The 18,548-nt window shown below is 54.2% G+C and carries 16 protein-coding genes; 7 read left to right on the top strand and 9 right to left on the bottom strand.

Features of this window, described 5'->3' with window-relative positions:
- Nucleotides 1–48: 48 nt before the first annotated feature.
- The 3 genes from pstB to AABB92_RS00810 are packed head-to-tail and all read right to left on the bottom strand — an operon-like array spanning nucleotide 49 to nucleotide 4,547.
- The gene (pstB, locus tag AABB92_RS00820) at nucleotides 49–816 is read right to left on the bottom strand and encodes a phosphate ABC transporter ATP-binding protein PstB (protein ID WP_031375376.1); all 768 of its coding nucleotides are present in this window, start codon (nucleotides 814–816) and stop codon (nucleotides 49–51) included.
- Between the two features lie 12 nt (nucleotides 817–828).
- Nucleotides 829–2,463 (bottom strand): phosphate ABC transporter permease PstA, encoded by a 1,635-nt coding sequence (gene pstA / locus AABB92_RS00815; protein WP_031375375.1) that lies wholly within the window; start codon nucleotides 2,461–2,463, stop codon nucleotides 829–831.
- A complete protein-coding gene (locus AABB92_RS00810) occupies nucleotides 2,460–4,547 on the bottom strand; it encodes an ABC transporter permease subunit (protein ID WP_031375374.1) in 2,088 nt (695 codons plus the stop codon). Before AABB92_RS00810 ends, pstA begins: the two co-directional genes overlap by 4 nt.
- Nucleotides 4,548–4,697: 150 nt before the next feature.
- Between AABB92_RS00810 and ppk1 the strand changes: the two genes are divergently transcribed.
- The 5 genes from ppk1 to mgtE all read left to right on the top strand — a co-directional run bounded on the left by ppk1 (nucleotide 4,698) and on the right by mgtE (nucleotide 10,788).
- The gene (ppk1, locus tag AABB92_RS00805) at nucleotides 4,698–6,758 is read left to right on the top strand and encodes a polyphosphate kinase 1 (protein ID WP_031375373.1); all 2,061 of its coding nucleotides are present in this window, start codon (nucleotides 4,698–4,700) and stop codon (nucleotides 6,756–6,758) included.
- 5 nt (nucleotides 6,759–6,763) lie between these two features.
- On the top strand, nucleotides 6,764–8,287 hold the full coding sequence (ppx, locus tag AABB92_RS00800; protein WP_031375372.1) for an exopolyphosphatase: 1,524 nt from the start codon (nucleotides 6,764–6,766) through the stop codon (nucleotides 8,285–8,287).
- 35 nt (nucleotides 8,288–8,322) lie between these two features.
- Complete coding sequence (gene tehB, locus AABB92_RS00795; RefSeq protein ID WP_089561711.1) at nucleotides 8,323–8,943, top strand: tellurite resistance methyltransferase TehB; 621 nt, start codon at nucleotides 8,323–8,325, stop codon at nucleotides 8,941–8,943.
- Between the two features lie 101 nt (nucleotides 8,944–9,044).
- Nucleotides 9,045–9,230 carry a YfgG family protein gene (locus AABB92_RS00790; protein ID WP_031375371.1) on the top strand — a complete coding sequence of 62 codons (186 nt, stop codon included), beginning with the start codon at nucleotides 9,045–9,047 and terminating at the stop codon, nucleotides 9,228–9,230.
- Nucleotides 9,231–9,354: 124 nt separating this feature from the next.
- Nucleotides 9,355–10,788 (top strand): magnesium transporter, encoded by a 1,434-nt coding sequence (gene mgtE / locus AABB92_RS00785; protein WP_031375370.1) that lies wholly within the window; start codon nucleotides 9,355–9,357, stop codon nucleotides 10,786–10,788.
- A gap of 3 nt (nucleotides 10,789–10,791) precedes the next feature.
- Here mgtE and AABB92_RS00780 read toward each other — a convergent pair whose 3' ends face one another.
- Both AABB92_RS00780 and AABB92_RS00775 read right to left on the bottom strand, forming a co-directional pair.
- Entirely contained in the window at nucleotides 10,792–11,289 is a 498-nt protein-coding gene (locus AABB92_RS00780) for a helix-turn-helix transcriptional regulator (protein WP_031375369.1), read from the bottom strand.
- Nucleotides 11,290–11,309: 20 nt separating this feature from the next.
- Nucleotides 11,310–11,555, bottom strand: coding sequence for a hypothetical protein (locus AABB92_RS00775; RefSeq protein WP_072051000.1), 246 nt, complete (start codon nucleotides 11,553–11,555; stop codon nucleotides 11,310–11,312).
- 193 nt (nucleotides 11,556–11,748) lie between these two features.
- Between AABB92_RS00775 and AABB92_RS00770 the strand changes: the two genes are divergently transcribed.
- Nucleotides 11,749–11,928 (top strand): hypothetical protein, encoded by a 180-nt coding sequence (locus AABB92_RS00770; RefSeq protein ID WP_031375368.1) that lies wholly within the window; start codon nucleotides 11,749–11,751, stop codon nucleotides 11,926–11,928.
- Between the two features lie 33 nt (nucleotides 11,929–11,961).
- On the opposite strand, the gene AABB92_RS00765 is transcribed toward AABB92_RS00770, so the two are convergent.
- A complete protein-coding gene (locus tag AABB92_RS00765) occupies nucleotides 11,962–12,735 on the bottom strand; it encodes a DUF3750 domain-containing protein (protein WP_031375367.1) in 774 nt (257 codons plus the stop codon).
- A gap of 379 nt (nucleotides 12,736–13,114) precedes the next feature.
- On the opposite strand from AABB92_RS00765, the gene AABB92_RS00760 reads away from it, so the two are divergent.
- The gene (locus AABB92_RS00760; protein ID WP_193387666.1) at nucleotides 13,115–13,300 is read left to right on the top strand and encodes a hypothetical protein; all 186 of its coding nucleotides are present in this window, start codon (nucleotides 13,115–13,117) and stop codon (nucleotides 13,298–13,300) included.
- Between the two features lie 155 nt (nucleotides 13,301–13,455).
- On the opposite strand, the gene AABB92_RS00755 is transcribed toward AABB92_RS00760, so the two are convergent.
- The 3 genes from AABB92_RS00755 to AABB92_RS00745 all read right to left on the bottom strand — a co-directional run bounded on the left by AABB92_RS00755 (nucleotide 13,456) and on the right by AABB92_RS00745 (nucleotide 18,356).
- A complete protein-coding gene (locus AABB92_RS00755) occupies nucleotides 13,456–14,835 on the bottom strand; it encodes a carbohydrate porin (RefSeq protein WP_031376470.1) in 1,380 nt (459 codons plus the stop codon).
- A 340-nt stretch (nucleotides 14,836–15,175) separates the two neighbouring features.
- Nucleotides 15,176–16,855 (bottom strand): glycoside hydrolase family 43 protein, encoded by a 1,680-nt coding sequence (locus tag AABB92_RS00750; protein ID WP_031376471.1) that lies wholly within the window; start codon nucleotides 16,853–16,855, stop codon nucleotides 15,176–15,178.
- A gap of 61 nt (nucleotides 16,856–16,916) precedes the next feature.
- Complete coding sequence (locus AABB92_RS00745; RefSeq protein ID WP_161797049.1) at nucleotides 16,917–18,356, bottom strand: MFS transporter; 1,440 nt, start codon at nucleotides 18,354–18,356, stop codon at nucleotides 16,917–16,919.
- Nucleotides 18,357–18,548: the final 192 nt, after the last annotated feature.

Below are 18,548 nucleotides of genomic sequence, written 5' to 3'. Positions count from 1 at the left end.
CTTTAAGTTTATCAGTCGTCTGACCAAACCCCGCTCTTATCCCTTTCCTTAACCGTAGCGGCCGGTAATGTAATCTTCGGTGCGTCGTTGTTTCGGCGCAGTAAAGATGCGATCGGTATCGTCAAACTCCACCAGCGCGCCCTGATGCATAAAAGCGGTATAGTCCGATACGCGTGACGCCTGCTGCATATTGTGGGTGACCAGCACCAGCGTAAAGTGCTGCTTCAGCGTGGTCATCAGCTCTTCAATCACCAGGGTAGAGATGGGGTCCAGCGCCGAGGTCGGTTCATCCAGCAGCAGAACCTCCGGTTCGATAGCAATCGCCCGCGCAATCACCAGCCGCTGCTGCTGTCCGGTCGAGAGCGTCAGCGCATTCTGCCCCAGTTGATCCTTCACCTCACTCCATAACGCCGCCGCCCGCAGCGCACGTTCGCAGGCTTCGTTCAGCACCCGCCGATCGCGCACGCCCTGTAATCGCAGGCCGTAAACCACGTTTTCATAGATCGACTTCGGAAACGGATTGGGCCGCTGAAACACCATCCCGACCCGCCGACGCAGCGCAGAAAGATCCTGATCCGGCCGCATGATCGGCACCGCGCCCAGCAGCACCTCACCGTCGATCCGACAGTGATCGATCACATCGTTCATCCGATTGAAGCAGCGCAGCAGGGTCGATTTACCGCAGCCGGACGGGCCGATCAGCGCGGTAATGCGGTTTTTTGGCACCTGCAGCGAAATGTCCTGCAGCGCCTGGCGCTCGCCGTACCACAGAGAGAGATGGTTAACGGTGAGCGCAATGTCAGTGTCGGGCGTCATAGTCATAGCCTGTTATTGAGTCATAAGGCGATAGCGTTCACGCAGGCGGTGACGCAGGCTCATCGCCAGCAAATTGAGCGACAGAATAATCAGCACCAGCAGCAGCGCGGTGGCGAACACCAGCGGCCGGTCAGCTTCAATATTCGGACTCTGAAACGCCAGATCGTAAATCTGGAAGCCAAGATGCATAAATTTGCGGTCGAGGTGCAGATAAGGGAACACCGCATCGATCGGTAATTCCGGCACCATTTTCACCACCCCGACCAGCATCAGCGGTGCGGTTTCGCCCGCTGCGCGTGCCACGGCGAGGATCAATCCGGTCAGCATTGCCGGCACCGCCAGTGGCAGCACCACATGCCACAGGGTTTCCGCCTGCGTGGCACCAAGCGCCAGCGATCCCTGACGCAGACTATCTGGAATGCGGGAAAGTCCCTCCTCCGTCGCCACGATCACCACCGGCAGCGTCAGTAACGCCAGCGTTAACGCCGCCCACAGCAGGCCCGGCGTGCCGAAGGTCGGATTGGGCAATGCGCTGGCGAAGAACAGCTGATCGATCGTGCCGCCGACCAGCCAGACAAAAAAGCCAAGGCCAAAGACGCCATACACGATTGAAGGCACCCCGGCCAGATTAACCACCGCAATCCGCACCAGCCGGGTCAGTGCGTTGCGCCCGGCATATTCGTGCAGCCAGATTGCGGCGATCACCCCAAGCGGCATCACCACAATCGACATCAGCAACACCATCAGCACAGTGCCAAAGATCGCCGGGAAAGCACCGGATTCGCTTCCACCGTCGGCCGGCGAGTCGCTGACAAAGCGCCACAGCTGATGCAGGAAATGGAGACTCTTTTCGCCCAGCGTCATTGCGTTGGGTTTCCAGCTATCGACAATTTCCGTTAGCGGAATCGCGTGGTCGATGCCGTGCACATCCCGCAGGATCAGCACGTCGCGCTGGCTCTGCTGTTGCAGGCTGGCCAGCGTCTCGCTGAGATGATCGAACCGACGCTGCAAGGCCGCCTGATTCGCCTGATATTCCGACTGGGTCTGTAGATCAAAGCGACCGGCGGCGCGCTGCTGCGTGGCCTGTTCATCCAGCTGCTCACGCTGGCTGTTGACGCGTGCCATCTCTACCCGGCGAATCTGATTGGCCTGCCGCACCAGCAGTTGTACCTGCGCCAGCCGCTGATGCAGCAGCGCATCGGGATTGCGGGCGGTTAAGACCTCATTATCTTCGCGCAGGCCGATAAACCAGCCGTAAGCCTGGCCGTGACTGCGACGCTGCAACACCATGATCGCTTTCGGCTGGCTGACGCTGGCCGCTTGCCGGCTGTAGACCACGCGGAAATCGGGCGCGTCCCAGTCGCGGTTGCCGGTTTTAATCAGGTAGCGATGAACCTGTCCGCCGCTGTTGCCCTGCTCGTCAGCCGGGGCGGGAAAGCGCGGCTGATGCTCAAGAGTTTCGCCCAGCAGGCGCACCTCACGCCCGTCGGGCTGGCTGAAACTGTAGAGGTCAACCCGCTGCGGCCAGAAAGCCCGGACGCCCTGCCAGGCCAGCAGGCCAATCAACAGCGTAAAGGCTAACAGGCAGACCGCCACGGCACCGGCGGTTAACCAGCGCCAGCGATCGTTTTGTCGCATCACCTTCATACCTGCTCCTCATGCTGGCTGTAGCGCTGGCGCAAACGCTGACGGATCAGCTCCGCCACGGTATTGATCACCAGAGTGAACAGCAGCAGCATCAGGGCGCTGAGAAACAGGATGCGATAATGGGCGCTGCCAGCGGCGGCTTCCGGCATCTCGATGGCGATATTGGCTGACAGGGCGCGCAGTCCGCTGAACAATCCGCCCTGACTTTGCGGCGTGTTGCCGGTCGCCATCAGCAGAATCATCGTTTCCCCCACCGCGCGGCCCAGGCCGATCATCAGGGCGGCAAAGATCCCGGCTGAGGCGCCAGGCAACACCACTCGGGTCAGGGTTTGCCACGGCGTAGCACCCAGCGCCAGCGAGCCCTGCCCCAGCGATGCGGGCACGCTGAACAGCGCATCTTCAGAGAGCGTAAATATCAGCGGCACCAGCGCAAAGCCCATCGCCAGCGCCGCCACCAGCAGGTTGCGCTGTTCATAATGTGGCAGCCAGTCGCCTGCATCAGGGATAAACAGCGTTGGCAGCCACAGCGTCAGTAAGGTGACCAGCAGCAGCAGCGGCAGCAGAATCAGCACCTCGCGGCCCGGCTGTCGCCAGCGCGCCGGTAAACGCGCGCTGAGCGCGCCGCACAGCAGCAAACTGGCGGCCAGCGTCAGCGGCAGCAACAGCACTCCAATCAACGCCTGACTGATGTGCGGTGCCAGCCAGACACCGGCAATCAGCCCCACCACCACGCTCGGCAGCGCGCCCATCATTTCGATAGCCGGTTTAACCCAGCGACGCAGGCCCGGTGCCATAAAAAACGCGGTATACATGGCTGCCGCCAGCGCCAGCGGCGTGGCAAACAGCAGCGCTAAGCTGGCGGCTTTCAGCGTGCCGACCACCATCGGTACCAGGCTGAACTTGCCCTGATAGCTGTCGCCCGCCGCAGTCGATTGCCAGATCCAGTCCGGTGCCGGGTAATTTTCGTACCAGATTTTTTGCCAGAAATTACGCCAGGTAACGTCAGGCCACGGATTATCCAGCCGCAGGGTTTGCCAGCTGCCTGCCCGCTCAATCAGCAGACTGTCGCCACGCGGTGAGAACTGCGCGTCAAGAATGCCTGGCGCCAGCTGGCGCTGCAGAATCGGGCCATCCTGTTTGCTGGCGAACAGCCGCAGCAGGCCATTTTCACTGAGGGTGGCGAACACCCGACGTTGCGGCTCGGTGACCACTTTCGCCACTCCCGCGCTGTGCGCGAACGTCCGGATGCGTTGAAGACGCGGTCCCTGTGGGCTGGCGATCGCAAACCACTGGGTAATGCCGCTCTGATCCTGAATCAGCAGGCTCTTACCGCCCACCAGCAGATGCAGACTTTGCGGGCGCTGCGGCAGCGTCTGGGTTTCACGCAACCGCGCCTGATCCTCGTCGAGTTGCCAGACCCGCAGCACGTTGCCTTCGGTGGTATAGAGCAGATCGCCTGCCGGGGAAAGTGCCAGCAGGTCCAGCTGTTGCTGTGGCAGATCGACAGTGGCGGCCTGCTGATCGGTGCCGAGCGTCAGCACCGTCAGGCCGCGGTCGGTCAGCGCCGCGATACGCCACTGGCCTGGATGGCGAGTCGCCAGAGCCATTTTTGTCACCGCGCCGTGCGGCAGGTGAAACGGTTTGTCGCCCAGCGGAAAGCGCCACTGTTGTTCCGCTGTCGGTTGCATCAGCATCAGCGCACCCTGCATATTCAGCAGCAGCGTCTGGCCGTCGGCACTGCGCACCACCTGTTGCGGTGGCGGCGATAACGCCAGCGCCGGTTCCGCCGGTTGTCCATCCAACGGAATAAACCGCGCCGCGCCGTGCGCGCTGATACGCCAGCCGATACGACCATCATTGCCGAGGGCTAACGCCGGCGCGCGATCCCATAGCTGCTGATTACTGGCAATCTGCAGACCCGGTGCACTGAACAGCGGCAATACCACGCCAATCAGCCAGCAAAACAGCAGCAACATCAGCAGCAGAATCGCAATGCCACAGGACGTGACCAGCCGCCGCGTCAGGCGGTCAACGGCACGACGCTTACGGTCGCTGAACTGGACTGGGATGTGGTTTACGCTCATGCGGTTCCGGTAGCAGGCAAAAACAAGCCGCTATGTTGCCCGTAGCCGGTTGATAAGACAACTATTGACGTTGGACAACGCTGCCATACTCTCGCCATAATGATCAGGGACACTGGATCTTCAGTCCTGCAACCGCTATATGGAGTGAGAATGGGTCAGGTAAAGCTTTATATTGAAAAAGAATTAAGCTGGTTATCCTTTAACGAACGGGTTTTGCAGGAAGCGGCGGACAAAAGTAATCCGCTGATTGAGCGGATGCGTTTTCTCGGTATCTACTCCAATAACCTCGACGAATTCTACAAGGTGCGTTTCGCCGACCTGAAACGCCGCATTCTGATTGGTGAAGAGCAGGGTTCCGCCAGTACGCCACGTCATTTATTCAAGAAGATCCAGCAGCGAGTCCTGAAGTCTGACCAGGAGTTCGACGCCCTGTATAACGATCTGCTGCTGGAGATGGCGCGTAATCAGATCTTCCTGATCAACGAGCGCCAGCTCTCGCCGAATCAGCAGGCGTGGCTGCGCCACTATTTCAAACATGAACTGCGCCAGCATATCTCGCCGATTCTGATCACCCATGAAACTGACCTGACCGAATTTCTGAAAGACGATTACACCTATCTGGCGGTGGAAATTATCCGCGGCGATACCATTCGTTATGCGCTGCTGGAGATCCCGTCCGATAAAGTGCCGCGTTTCATTAATCTGCCGGCTGAGCCGCCGCGTCGTCGTAAGCCGATGATCCTGCTGGATAACATTTTACGTTACTGCCTGGACGATATTTTCAAAGGCTTTTACGACTACGACGCACTGAACGCCTACTCGATGAAGATGACGCGTGACGCCGAGTACGATCTGGTGACGGAGATGGAATCGAGTCTGCTGGAGCTGATGTCGTCCAGCCTGAAGCAACGCCTGACCGCCGAGCCGGTCCGCTTTGTCTACCAGCGCGACATGCCCGATTCGATGGTGGAACTGTTGTGTCACAAGCTCTCCATTTCTAACTTCGATTCCATATTGCCCGGCGGACGCTACCACAACTTTAAAGACTTCATTGGCTTCCCGAACGTCGGCAAAAACAACCTGGTGAACCGGCCGCTGCCGCAGATTCGCCATATCGGATTTGATGGCTTCCGCAATGGCTTTGATGCCATTCGCGATCGCGATGTGCTGCTCTATTATCCTTACCATACCTTTGAGCACGTGCTGGAACTGCTGCGTCAGGCGTCGTTTGACCCCAGCGTGCTGGCGATAAAAATCAATATTTATCGCGTCGCCAAACACTCACGCATCATGGATGCGATGATTCATGCGGCCTATAACGGTAAAAAAGTGACGGTGGTGGTTGAACTGCAGGCGCGCTTTGATGAAGAGGCGAACATCTACTGGGCTAAGCGCCTGACCGAAGCGGGCGTGCACGTAATTTTCTCTGCGCCGGGGCTGAAGATCCACGCCAAGCTGTTCCTGATTTCCCGCCGTGAAGGTGAAGAGATTGTGCGGTACGCGCATATCGGTACCGGCAACTTCAACGAAAAAACCGCCCGCCTCTATACCGACTACTCGTTGCTGACCGCCGATGCGCGTATCACCAACGAAGTGCGCCGGGTGTTTAACTTTATCGAGAACCCTTACCGGCCGGTCACCTTCGATCATCTGATGGTGTCACCGCAGAACTCACGCCGGATGCTGTATGAGTTGATCGATAACGAAATCGCCAATGCGCAGCAGAAAAAGCCATCCGGCATTACTCTGAAAATCAATAATCTGGTGGACAAAGGACTGGTTGACCGGCTTTATACAGCCTCCAGCGTGGGGGTTAAGGTCAATCTGCTGGTGCGCGGCATGTGCTCATTAATTCCCGATTTGCCGGGGATCAGTGAAAATATTCGCGTCATCAGTATCGTTGACCGTTATCTGGAGCACGATCGCGTCTATATTTTTGACAATGGCGGCGATAAAAAAGTGTTCCTCTCCTCGGCTGACTGGATGACGCGTAACATTGATTACCGCATCGAAGTGGCGGTGGCGATTCTCGATCCACGTATTAAGCAGCGCATACTCGACATTATTGCTATTCAGTTAAGTGATACGGTAAAAGCCCGCATCGTCGATAAAGAGTTGAGTAACCATTACGTCCAGCGCGGCAATCGTCGCAAAGTGCGATCGCAGCTGGCCATTTATGATTACATCAAGAACCTGGAACAACCTGAATAAATCCTATGCCAATTTCCCATAAAAGTACGCCAAAACCCCAGGAGTTTGCGGCGATCGACCTCGGATCGAACAGCTTCCATATGGTCATCGCCCGGGTGGTAGATGGCGCGATGCAGGTATTGGGTCGCCTGAAGCAGCGCGTCCATCTGGCTGACGGGCTGGATGCCAGTAATCGCCTGAGCGAAGAGGCGATGGAGCGGGGATTAACCTGCCTGGCGCTGTTCGCGGAACGCCTGCAGGGATTCAGCCCGAGCAATGTCACCATTGTCGGCACCCATACGCTGCGCCAGGCGGTCAACGCCGAAACCTTTTTGCAACGGGCCGCCGAGGTGATCCCCTATCCGATTGAGGTGATTTCAGGCCATGAAGAGGCCCGTCTGATCTTTATGGGCGTGGAGCATACTCAGCCGGAGAAAGGTCGCAAGCTGGTGATCGACATCGGTGGCGGGTCAACCGAACTGGTGATTGGCGAGGATTTTGAGCCGCAGCTGGTGGAAAGCCGCCGCATGGGTTGCGTCAGTTTCGCGCAGCTCTATTTCCCCAACGGTGAAATCAGCCGCGAGAATTTCCGTCGCGCCCGCTTAGCGGCCGCACAGAAGCTGGAAACGCTGGCGTGGCAGTATCGTCTGCATGGCTGGCAATATGCGCTGGGTGCGTCCGGCACCATCAAAGCCGCCTGTGAAGTGCTGCAGGCGATGGATGAGAAAGAGAAGCTGATTACGCCTGAGCGTCTCGACAAACTGTATGACGAAGTGATCAAACATAAATCGTTTGCCGCGCTGAGTCTGCCAGGCCTGTCGGAAGAGCGTAAAGGGGTGTTTGTACCGGGACTGGCGATTCTGTGCGGCGTGTTCGACGCGCTGGCAATTCGCGAGCTGCGCCTCTCCGATGGTGCGCTACGTGAAGGCGTGCTGTACGAAATGGAAGGCCGCTTCCGTCATCAGGATATCCGCAGCCGCACCGCGCAGAGTCTGGCGAACCATTACGCCATCGACAGCGATCAGGCGCGACGCGTGCTCGACACTACCGAACAGCTCTATCTGCAGTGGCGCGATCAGAATCCCAAACTGGCGAATCCGCAACTGGCGGCGCTGCTGAAGTGGGCGGCAATGCTGCATGAAGTCGGACTGACCATCAATCATAGCGGTCTGCAGCGCCATTCAGCCTACATCCTGCAAAACACCAATATGCCTGGCTTTAATCAGGATCAGCAAATGCTGCTGGCGGCGCTGGTAAGATTCCACCGGAAAGCGGTGAAACTCGATGAGTTGCCGCGGGTGACGCTGTTTAAGAAGAAGCAGTTCGTGCCGCTGATTTTCCTGTTGCGTCTGGGTACCCTGCTGAATAATCAGCGCCAGGCCACCACACGGCCGGATACTCTGGTGCTGAAGTGCGACGACGGCCACTGGACGCTGATTTTCCCCGCGGGCTATTTCAGTCAGAACACCCTGGTACAGCTCGATCTCGAGCGCGAGCAGGGTTACTGGAATGATGTCACCGGATGGAAACTGATCCTCGAAGAGGCCTGATAACGTGGGTGCCTGGCACCCATTTAACTGAACTGATGACCATGACACAACATACCGAACGTCTGCGTGACGAACACTATTTTGCCGAAACCTACGGCCTGACGCCGCCTCACTCTGAAGTCGTGGCGGCGCTACCACAGCTCAACGTCGGGAAAGCACTCGATCTCGGCTGTGGCGGTGGGCGTAACACGCTGTATCTTAATCAGCACGGTTTCGACGTCACCGCATGGGATCATAATCCGCAAAGCCTGGCGCGCCTGCACGATATCATCGAGCGGGAAGGTCTGAGCGGCATCCATACCGAACAACGGGATCTGAACCAGACGCGCTTTAACGGTGGCTACGATTTTGTGCTGTCGACAGTGGTGATGATGTTTCTGCAACCGCAGAGCATTCCGCAGTTGATTGCTGATATGCAGGCCTGCACGGTGAAAAACGGCTACAACCTGATTGTGGCAGCGATGAACACCGACGATATGCCCTGCCCGAGCGATTTTACCTTTGCGTTTAAATCGGGCGAGCTGAGCAATTATTACCGTAACTGGCATATCGTGAAGTACAACGAAAATCCTGGCCAGCTGCACCGTAAAGATGAACACGGCAATCGCATTAACTGCCGCTTCGCCACGCTGCTGGCGCAGAAAGCCAGTTACTGATCTTTGTCTGCTGTTTTTTTCAACCGCGATTGATTTCGTCTGGCGACTGTGACTAAATGTTGCGGTCGCCCAGCTTTGGGTCATTACAGGAACCACCCCGCGTGAACAGCGCTATTTCTCCCCGAAGACGTCAAAAAACCGGCACCATGACCCGTATTGTGTTGCTGATCAGTTTTATCATTTTGTTTAGCCGCCTGATTTTTATCCTGCCTGCTGCCTTCGAACATCATCAGCAACAAAAATCGCTGCCTGAACCGGTTGCCGTCAGTTCTGGCGATACGCGTTAGCGAACACGACTTTTTCGCCTGAAAAACTGCCCCGCCGTCCGGTTGACTGCGCCATTTTTTGCATCCCTTTTTCAGGCGAAACGCTACACTTCGTGCTGGTGCTTTCAGACTAAAGGGATTCAATGTGTCTGCCTCACACTCTCAACGTTTAAGTGAAATACGTCATCGCATTCTGACGCTGCTGCTCAACGAGCACGATCTGGTTGATGCTTTGCTGGATAAATCCAGCGACCTCAGTCCTGAACAGCAACGTGAAAATGCGGCCCAGCGTGACGCGCTGGAGCAGGATATTCGTCAGCTGCACGCTGCCGACCTTGCCGACATCCTCGAAGCCTTACCGGAAGAAGAACGTCAGGCGCTGTGGCGACTGGTGCCAAACGAACGGCGCGGTCTGGTACTGGTGGAAGCCTCGGAAACCGTCTGGGCCAGCCTGACCGAAGAGATGAGCGATCGCGATATTCTGCGCGCCATCGAACCGCTGGATATTGATGATCAGGTGTGGCTGGCACGATATCTGCCTCGTGACCTGACGGGCCGCCTGCTGGCGACCGTGGAACCGGGCCTGCGCGCCCGCATGCTGAGCATGGTGGAGTTTGATCGCGATCGCGTCGGTCGGGTGATGGATTTCAATATCCTGACGGTACGCGACGACGTGACGCTGGCCACGGTGCAGCGATATCTGCGTAAGCACAAAAGCATGCCAGGCGGCACCGATAAAATCTTTATCACCAATGACGATAATCTGCTGCTTGGCGAACTGCTGCTGACCGATATTCTGCTGAACAAGCCGAAAACGCTGGTCAGTGAGGTAATGAATGCCCGCCCCACCACCTTCCAGCTTAACGATAAGGCGGAAGATGCCGCCAGCGCCTTCGAACGTTATAACCTGATCTCCGCGGCCGTTACTGATGCAAAGGGCCGCCTGATAGGCCGTATCACTATTGAAGACATTATCGATTTGGTGAATGCCGAAAACGAAAGCAATATCCGTAAAATGGGCGGTATCAGTCAGGAAGAGGACGTGTTTGCGCCGGTGCGGAAGTCAGTGCGTAAACGCTGGGCATGGCTGGCGATTAATCTCTGCACCGCCTTTGTCGCCTCGCGAGTGATTGGGCTGTTTGAAGGCACTATCTCGCAAATCGTGGCGCTCGCCACTCTGATGCCGATCGTCGCTGGCATCGGCGGCAATACCGGTAATCAAACCATCACCATGATTGTGCGTGCTCTGGCGCTACATCAGGTTGAGCCGGGAAACTTCTCGTTCCTGATTGTCCGTGAACTCGGCGTGGCGCTGATCAACGGCCTGTTCTGGGGCGGGATTATGGGCGGCATCACCTGGCTGATGTATGACAACCTCGCGCTGGGCGGCGTGATGATGCTGGCGATGGCGCTGAATCTGCTGCTGGCAGCGCTGATGGGCGTGCTGGTACCGCTGGTGATGACCAAAATGAAGCGCGATCCCGCCGTCGGCTCCAGCGTATTGATCACCGCCATCACCGACACCGGCGGTTTCTTTATCTTCCTGGGACTGGCTACCCTGTTCCTGCTGCCGCACTGAGCCTCAGGTGCGGCCCGGGTTGCATTGTAATGCTCGCTTGAGATTACGCTGGCGCGTCACCTGCGCCAGTTCACCGATGGCGGCTGGCAGCGCATAGGTGCCGCGCTGGCTTAACCACTCCAGCACATCGTCCAGATGCCAGATGGCGGTTTTGCCGTCATGCACCGGCAACGGAAACGGCGGGCGATGGCTGAGCATCAGTTTGCGCATATTCTGCCGCGACATGCCGGTTAATTCCGCCACATCCGTCAGTCCGACAAAATCGGGCGCGGCTTCCGCCAGCATGGCACCGGGTATGGCGCCGATGACCTCCGCTTCGGCGCGCATCAACGCCTCACTGGCAGAAGAGGCTTCACGGCTAAACTCCAGCGCAATTCTGCCAGGTACGCCGAGCCCGACCAGCGCATCATCACAGCCCGCCAGTGCCAGATTCTCCAGCATCTCATCCTGCGTGGCGTGCTCCGCTGGCAGGCTAAATCGTAAAGTAAAACGGTATTCCATGAGCCGCTCCTTTTGCTGTGTCAGGCCGTAAGAAAGTGACAATGATCAACCACGCGGCGCAGGGCATTGGCATGGTTTTGCGCACTCTTCGGCGTACTCCAGATGCAGGTCAGACAAAACTCGCCGCACCGACAGGTCATCAGGTTTTTCGGGCAGTACATCTTGCCCCACGCATGATGGCCGCCCGGTACTACCCGCCATCCATGGGATTCGGCGTAACATAAAGCCGATTCAATCTCTTTACTGTGATGTCGCTTTCTGACCATTTGAGCCTCTAGCGTGACGTGAAACCAGTGGGTTGTCAACTGACAACTTATTAAAGTGGAGATTATGCGGCTCAGCATGGGCAGACTTTTTCTCGCGGTAAAACAGTCAGGGTATAAACTGGAAAACGGCACGCAAAAAATCATCAACAGTGGATTTATGCGACCAGAATGAACAACAAACTATGGAGGCAACATGTTTAAACCGGATGATTTTGTCCAGTCAAAGACCGGCGGTCCAAAAATGCAGGTGCTGCGGGCAGAAGGCGATACTCTGTGGTGCGCACGCACAGACGATGCGACCAAAAAAGAGATTGAAGTGAAGGCTGATAGCGTGAATCTGTATCACGAAGAAGGCGACTTCGGCGTCTGCTGATGAAAACTGGCCCCGACGAACGGGGCCGGACTGTTACGGGTTATTCTGTTGAAGGTTGTCGTGGCCGAGGCCGCCGATAAACGGCAGACGTAACCGGAAAGGGGTGAAATCCAGCCCCATGTTTAATCCCAGCAGGTTCACTTCAAAGCCCTCTTCTGCGCCGAGCGTCACGCCCGCCACGCCCAGAATCGACACCTGTAATCCACGTCCCGATGGCGGCAACCCAATCGGACGCCACAGCGGTCGGTAATCTTTGCCCAGCGCATTAGCGGGCAGATCAAGCTTCAGTGCCGGTACTTCACGGCCAATGTGTGCCAGAAAGGTATTACTGTTGGGTCCCGGCCAGGCATGATAGGTGGTTGGCCACGGGTAAGATTTAATTGCTGCCTCAATCTGCGGAATCATCGCTTCCGCCGCCGGGCCGCGATGCTCCACCAGCAGCCGTGGTTTCGCGCCGTACCAGTACCCGTCAGGAATATTGGTGTTGCGGCGGACTTTATCGCCGCTGCCCCAGCTAATCACCTCATAACGGTTATAACGGCTTTCGCCAGCGCGTTTGAAAATGATCCACGGATGAACCGCTACCGCACCTTTCCAGCCATAGGTCGGTGCGGCATAGACCTGAACAATAGCTAGGTTGGCTATGGCGCGCGGATCGGGCGCGATACCGGCCGAATCACGACGGGCCGACCACCAGCCGCCCTTTTCGCTGTTATCGCTGTGGCGAGTGGCCTGCGCAATACTGGCCCCCAGCGATAACAGTAAGACGGCAACAAAAAACAGGCTGAACACTTTAAGTGAGAGCATGACAACATTCCTGAAGACAATAAATGGCAACGTCTGCTGAGCAGTCGGATTTACACGGGGCGGCTTTGGGATATTGAGCAAAAGCGGCGGGTAAAGGCTGGCGACAAGTGTGGCGCGCGTCTCTCTACTGCAGAGCAGAATAGCGCAATTCTCGTCAAAGTGAACAATAAAACGCCAGCGGCGGCCGGGGATGCGCTGAAAGGTTAAAACCGCGGGCAGAATGGCACGGTTTGTTTCGTCCAGTCTTCATCTGTCTGCCTTGCCGTAAAAATTGCGGAACAGCGGCGCTTACTCTGGTTACTGGCTTGATGGCGGCTGTCAATCGCTCCATTTCGCCAGACGGCTCCCTGCAAAAACCCAACACCACGCCGAACCGGACTTGACCATTCGGCCTTACAGAAACGCCAAAACAGCGAGCTGCGATCGTAGGCTTCTTAGCCTGAGCCTGAGCCTGAGCCTGAGCCTGAGCCTGAGCCTGAGCCTGAGCCTGAGCCTGAGCCTGAGCCTGAGCCTGAGCCTGAGCCTGAGCCTGAGCCTGAGCCTGAGCCTTCAGGCTGATGCCTGACACCCCATTTAACAACATTGCTGCTATATAAAAATCCGCCATCTCTCTTTGGGATGACGGATTTGTTATCCTTGCCAGCCAGGTATCCGGGCACCGGTCTGCTCCGGGTCCGGACTCTCCTTCCTTACGAGTGACGAGGAGGTTTATAAGCTAACTCAGAACCACGCCTCAAACATGCCGCCGACATTCAGCGAATCCAGTTGCTCGTTGCTGGTGGCATCGGCTCTGGCGATATGCGCGTTGTCCACCTGACCGCCGGTCACATAGAAGCGCAACATCGGACGGAACTCAGGCCCCATGCCAATGGCGATGTTCTGCGATAACGTTAGTTTCCAGCCTTTGTTATCTCCGCCCTGATCGTAATCCACACGCTGGTAGCCGGCTTCCAGCCAGGTTGAGTGCACGTCGTTCCAGAAATACATCGGTCGCACAATCGCAGCATAGTTTTTACGGTTGTCGGTGTTGTCCTTACCGTCATCGTAGTCATGGAAGGCCAGCAAATAATCGAGCTGCGCCTGCTGGGTAAACTTATGACTGCCCTCGAAGCTGGCGTAGACCGTGGTCAGATCGTCCGTTTTGTTGTAGACGCTGTTATCCGAGTTGTCGGAATAGCGCAGAATGACTTTGTTCACCCCGCTGTCGTTGGTGTGGCTCAGTACCAGACCGCCCTGCCAGGCATCGAGCTGCTCATCGTTGTCTATCGCTTTCGAGTCAAAGCCGTAGTTGGCGTACACTTCGACATCAATCGGCCCGGCCTTGATGCCGTGGGTTTTGGTGGTCAGCGCATAATGGCCATCATCACCGGTGTCGGAGCTACCGGTACAGGTGATACGTGATGGATTAGTCTCATCGGCCGACACTTCCGGGCTACAGGATTTCACCTGCGACACCGTTGCCACGTCAAACTGAATGCCGCCAATAGCCAAGTTTTTCACCCCGGCCCCCTGGCCGTCATGGTTCATCCAGAAGTAGTCGTTGATCCCCTGCTGCGGACGTTGATGGAAATCGCGGCCAGCCCAGATATAGGCATTTGGGTTTGATTCGAAGACGTTAGTGACGCCTGCATAGGCCTTTTTCAGGTTCACTTCATCGCTCCAGTGGTCAAACATGACGTTAATGTCCCAGATGGCCCCTCTGTCGCTTTTGAAGGCTTTGCTCAACTGGAATTCACCGCCGTTACTTTCGTTACCCAGACGACCGATCGCCGAGGCACCGTTATAGGATCCCTCGACGCCAACATATTTCTGATCGCCCGCCTGGAAGTGGCTGCCGTAGCGGGCGTAGCCACTGAATTTAAGACCAAATGGAATGGCTAAATCCGGAGAGGCAGCAGTGGTTTGCGGGTCAGTAATAACGTCGACTTTTTTATCGGCAGCAGCAGTGATTTTCGCCTGCCTTTCGGCCAGGGCTTTATCAACCGCTTTAGCGACAATGGCGTCAATCTGTTCCTGAGTGAATTCCTGTGCCAGAACGGAAACAGAGCACAGTGCGGTAATTATCGCCATTGCTAAAGGGATTGTTTTTACAGTTTTCATGGCTATCTCAAATTAATTAATTATATCTTTAGAAAATAACCATCCTGTTTCGGTGTGAATAGAAACAACGTCACCAAAACAAGTTGATTTTATTTTTATTTCGTAGAGGTACAGTTAAATAATTAGCGTAATGAGTGTCTCCGTAGTCAGGGTGAGTAAATATTACTGGGGTCAAAAGTGAATAATCCATTCCACTAATTCAAATTGCAGCAAGGATTGCATCCGATAATTCGGTGCTAAGACTCCTTCACGGTCAGAGGCTGGTGCGCTTATCCGGCGCAACGCCATCCTTAGCATTAAGGCTGGCGTTGCACTTATTACCTGAATTGACACTTAGTATTTAATTAAATCGTGATTCACTGGCATCCCAGCTATAAGTGTTATTTTCAATTAGAAAATCACCCAACTCCTGATAACTGAAGTGATAAAACTCTGCGCTGGCAGCATAACCAGAATAGTCAACGACCGCGAGGCCAACAAATGCTCCGGTAAAGAATCCTCCATAGCTTTGCAGTACATAATCATCTGAAAGGATGGCTGAATCTAATTTGACAGGGATTTCAGCGAAATTGATTCCGTCAAAACTATATTCATAACTATAGGTTTCCTTCCGAACTTTGGTGCGAAACCAGACATATTGCGTTTCCTCCGGAATCTTAATGGCCTCATCTTTCAGATAGGAGGTGTATTTCCCACGATTATTCTCACCAATTTCGATAACGGCTCCATTAATTTCATTCCAGGTAATGAAAACAAAACTCCAATGGCGGTCGTTGTAATAATTGGTTAACCCTGCCATTTGCTGGTAATTAAATGGCTCAAATTTAACTTTAACCTGCGCATCAAAATAAAAGGCTTGCCAGCGTCGGGCAATCAGCGAGAGGTCATGGGTATTCGCTAGCGATCCCTGCCCTGTCAGGGTTAACTTTCCATCACCCGTCGTTCCCATTTTTTCGGTGAACGGGACCCGGAGCGTATTCCAGTTGAGATCAAGTGTCGCCGTTATAAAATCATCGTGCTGGCTATGATCTTTTGCGCTTTCGGTATAAATCGCATCTGCTGGCCCTTCGACAAACGTTCGTCCACCGTGGCCTCCTGCAATACGTGGCCAGCCATCTTTATCCCAATACACTTTCTGGATAGAGGTTTCTCTCCCCAGGGTAGACCAACCACGAGGGTCGTAGGCGGACTCACCGACACGGTTCCACGGACGCGCGCAAAGCGAAGCATAATACCATTCCCCTGTCGGGGTTGAGACCAACGAGCCGTGCCCCTGCTTTTGAATATAGCTGTCTGGCGTATCCATATTGGTTAAGAACACTTCCCCTGGCTGTGTTTCAAAACTATTGGCATTCAATGTTTTTGAACGCGCCACGACTTCCTGGTGAGTGAAAACGGTTCCGCCTTGAGCGGCAAAAAGATAATAATAGCCGTTCAGTTTGTAGAGATGTGGCCCCTCGACCAGGGCGACGGCAGTACCGCGATAAATCGTTCGCGCAGTTTCTGGTTTTAATTTCAGCGTCTGTGTATCAAGCTCAGTTAACGTAATGCCATCAAAAGGATGATGATACTCGCGATGATCCCAGGTTTGTTGAATGAGGTATTTACGACCATCGTCATCATGGAAAAGTGAAGCGTCAAAACCGACACCGTTAAGTTTAATCGGATCTGTCCATGGGCCACGAATGTCAGTGGCTGTAGTCAGATAATTCGTCATGTCTTTAAAGGCACCTTCGGTGACTTTCACATCGGTATAAACTAACCAGAATTTACCATCAGCATACGAAAGCGCTGGTGCCCAAATCCCGCCGGATGAAGGATTTCCTTTCATATCTAAAAGCGCGGTTGTTGATAATGGGGCCGGGAGAAGATTCCAGTGTTCCAGGTCTTTTGACTCATGTAAACGAACACCCGGGAACCACTCAAAAGTAGAGTTTGCAATATAGTAGGTGTCTTCTACACGGATAATGCTCGGATCGGCATTAAATCCAGGTAAGATAGGGTTTTGAATCAGAGACATATAATCATACCTTTTAAGTTTAAGCTGGCTATTTTTTGAGTTTTATCGCTAATTTTTCAAACTACACACGTACCTCATCAAGCTGACGATTGATGTCGGTGACATGTTTGTCTGAGATGGGATAGACCTGAATGATGATCATCGAAATGGCGGCTAACATTATTGGAGCCCAAATCGCTGTAATAATTATTCCGTCGATAGCATTTGCACTTTGCTGAACCCCTTTTTCGTTAAAGCCATAGGCGGCCAGTAACCAAAGTGGAATCGCGCCACCCAGCGTGAAACCGATTTTGAAAAACAGTCCCATAATGGCATTAATAATGGCGGCGTTTCGTTTTCCTGTTTTTAATTCGCCATAAGCGACAACTTCAGGGACAAGTGCCCACATGAAGCCGGTCGCAGAGCTTAAGCCCCACTGTTTGATGAATGTTGAGATATAAGCCAGCCAAAGGGCATCGTGCATTGCTTCACGTGACCATACGTAGGTCAGTAGTTCACCGACAATAAACATGCCAAGGAACAGATGGAAGAAGCCTTTTTTGCCAAAAATTTTCTTCAGTCTGGGCCAAAAAACAGGGAAGACAATACCGGGAATTGAGGCGACCAGGCCGATAGCGCCCATCCACTCTGAGTGGCCAACGACGTACTGATTGAAAAAGCCATTTACGGTATTCATGAAAAACATGAAGGTGAAGGCCAGCATGAAAAACAATCCGAGAATGACAAGCGGCCGGTTATGTCTGAGTTCATGGAACAGATCTGTCGCTTTTACGTTGGCTGTTTGTTCTGCCGTCGCAACGACACGTTCTTTAGTAAATTTATAACAGATGAAAAGTGCAACTGCGCCGATCAGCATATAGATTGAGTAAACACCAAACCACGCGTAGTTAGCTGAGGGATCGGTGTAGTTACCCATATTGAGTTCAAGGCCAAAAAAACCCGTATCTTTCAGGCTTCGATCTTTTGGAGAAGCAATTTGTACAAACATTGGAAAGAGCGTATAGACAAGAAGATTCGCACTATTAGCCAGCATCATACGTGTGCTGGTCAGTTTATCAATAGATTCAGGATCTCTTGTCAGTGAAGCATTCAGTGAACCATACGGGATATTCACTACTGAATAAATCAAATCCAGGGCTAAATAAACCACAAATGCAAAAGGAACAGAACCCTGGATACCCGGGATAGGAGCAAACAGTAAAGCAGAAAGGATAACAAGAGGAACACCTGCTCTTAAAAGCCAGGGACGGTATTTTCCGGCAGGAGAGCTTCTTTTATCAACATACGTTCCCACCATCGGGTCCCATAACACGTTAATAATGCGGACAAAAAGAAATATAAATCCGGCTGTTGCTGTACTGATTGTATTTACAGTCAACATGTGAAGCGCCAGAAAACCGCCAATGGTACCGAATACCAGGTTTTGCGCAAAGTCGCCCATCCCATAACCAATACGCTCTCCACGGGTTAATTTATGATATTCATCATGCCGGCTTTGCATTATGTTATTGCTCATTCTAGTCAGATCTCCGGTTCTTTTGTCTGGGAGGAACACTTTCTGACACAAGTAACCCATGAGAATCTATTATGTTTTTAAATTAATTAATTATGTTTTTTTATTTATGTGATCATTGAGACAAAAGCCATTTAAAGGCCCGGAAGGGTTGATTAACCGCGCACAGACGATATTCTC

Source organism: Pantoea brenneri (genome assembly GCF_038594305.1).
In the GTDB taxonomy this organism is placed as follows: Bacteria; Pseudomonadota; Gammaproteobacteria; order Enterobacterales; family Enterobacteriaceae; genus Pantoea; species Pantoea brenneri.
This window is presented reverse-complemented; position numbering and strand designations above follow the sequence as displayed.

What these genes read in the sequence shown, in the direction of transcription:
- AABB92_RS00755 (WP_031376470.1), bottom strand. Translation starts at nt 14,835, where the DNA reads ATGAAAACTGTAAAAACAATCCCTTTAGCAATGGCGATAATTACCGCA.
- AABB92_RS00770 (WP_031375368.1), top strand. Translation starts at nt 11,749, where the DNA reads ATGTTTAAACCGGATGATTTTGTCCAGTCAAAGACCGGCGGTCCAAAA.
- tehB (WP_089561711.1), top strand. Translation starts at nt 8,323, where the DNA reads ATGACCATGACACAACATACCGAACGTCTGCGTGACGAACACTATTTT.
- AABB92_RS00810 (WP_031375374.1), bottom strand. Translation starts at nt 4,547, where the DNA reads ATGAGCGTAAACCACATCCCAGTCCAGTTCAGCGACCGTAAGCGTCGT.
- AABB92_RS00750 (WP_031376471.1), bottom strand. Translation starts at nt 16,855, where the DNA reads ATGTCTCTGATTCAAAACCCTATCTTACCTGGATTTAATGCCGATCCG.
- AABB92_RS00765 (WP_031375367.1), bottom strand. Translation starts at nt 12,735, where the DNA reads ATGCTCTCACTTAAAGTGTTCAGCCTGTTTTTTGTTGCCGTCTTACTG.
- ppx (WP_031375372.1), top strand. Translation starts at nt 6,764, where the DNA reads ATGCCAATTTCCCATAAAAGTACGCCAAAACCCCAGGAGTTTGCGGCG.
- pstA (WP_031375375.1), bottom strand. Translation starts at nt 2,463, where the DNA reads ATGAAGGTGATGCGACAAAACGATCGCTGGCGCTGGTTAACCGCCGGT.
- AABB92_RS00745 (WP_161797049.1), bottom strand. Translation starts at nt 18,356, where the DNA reads ATGCAAAGCCGGCATGATGAATATCATAAATTAACCCGTGGAGAGCGT.
- AABB92_RS00775 (WP_072051000.1), bottom strand. Translation starts at nt 11,555, where the DNA reads ATGGTCAGAAAGCGACATCACAGTAAAGAGATTGAATCGGCTTTATGT.
- ppk1 (WP_031375373.1), top strand. Translation starts at nt 4,698, where the DNA reads ATGGGTCAGGTAAAGCTTTATATTGAAAAAGAATTAAGCTGGTTATCC.
- pstB (WP_031375376.1), bottom strand. Translation starts at nt 816, where the DNA reads ATGACGCCCGACACTGACATTGCGCTCACCGTTAACCATCTCTCTCTG.
- AABB92_RS00780 (WP_031375369.1), bottom strand. Translation starts at nt 11,289, where the DNA reads ATGGAATACCGTTTTACTTTACGATTTAGCCTGCCAGCGGAGCACGCC.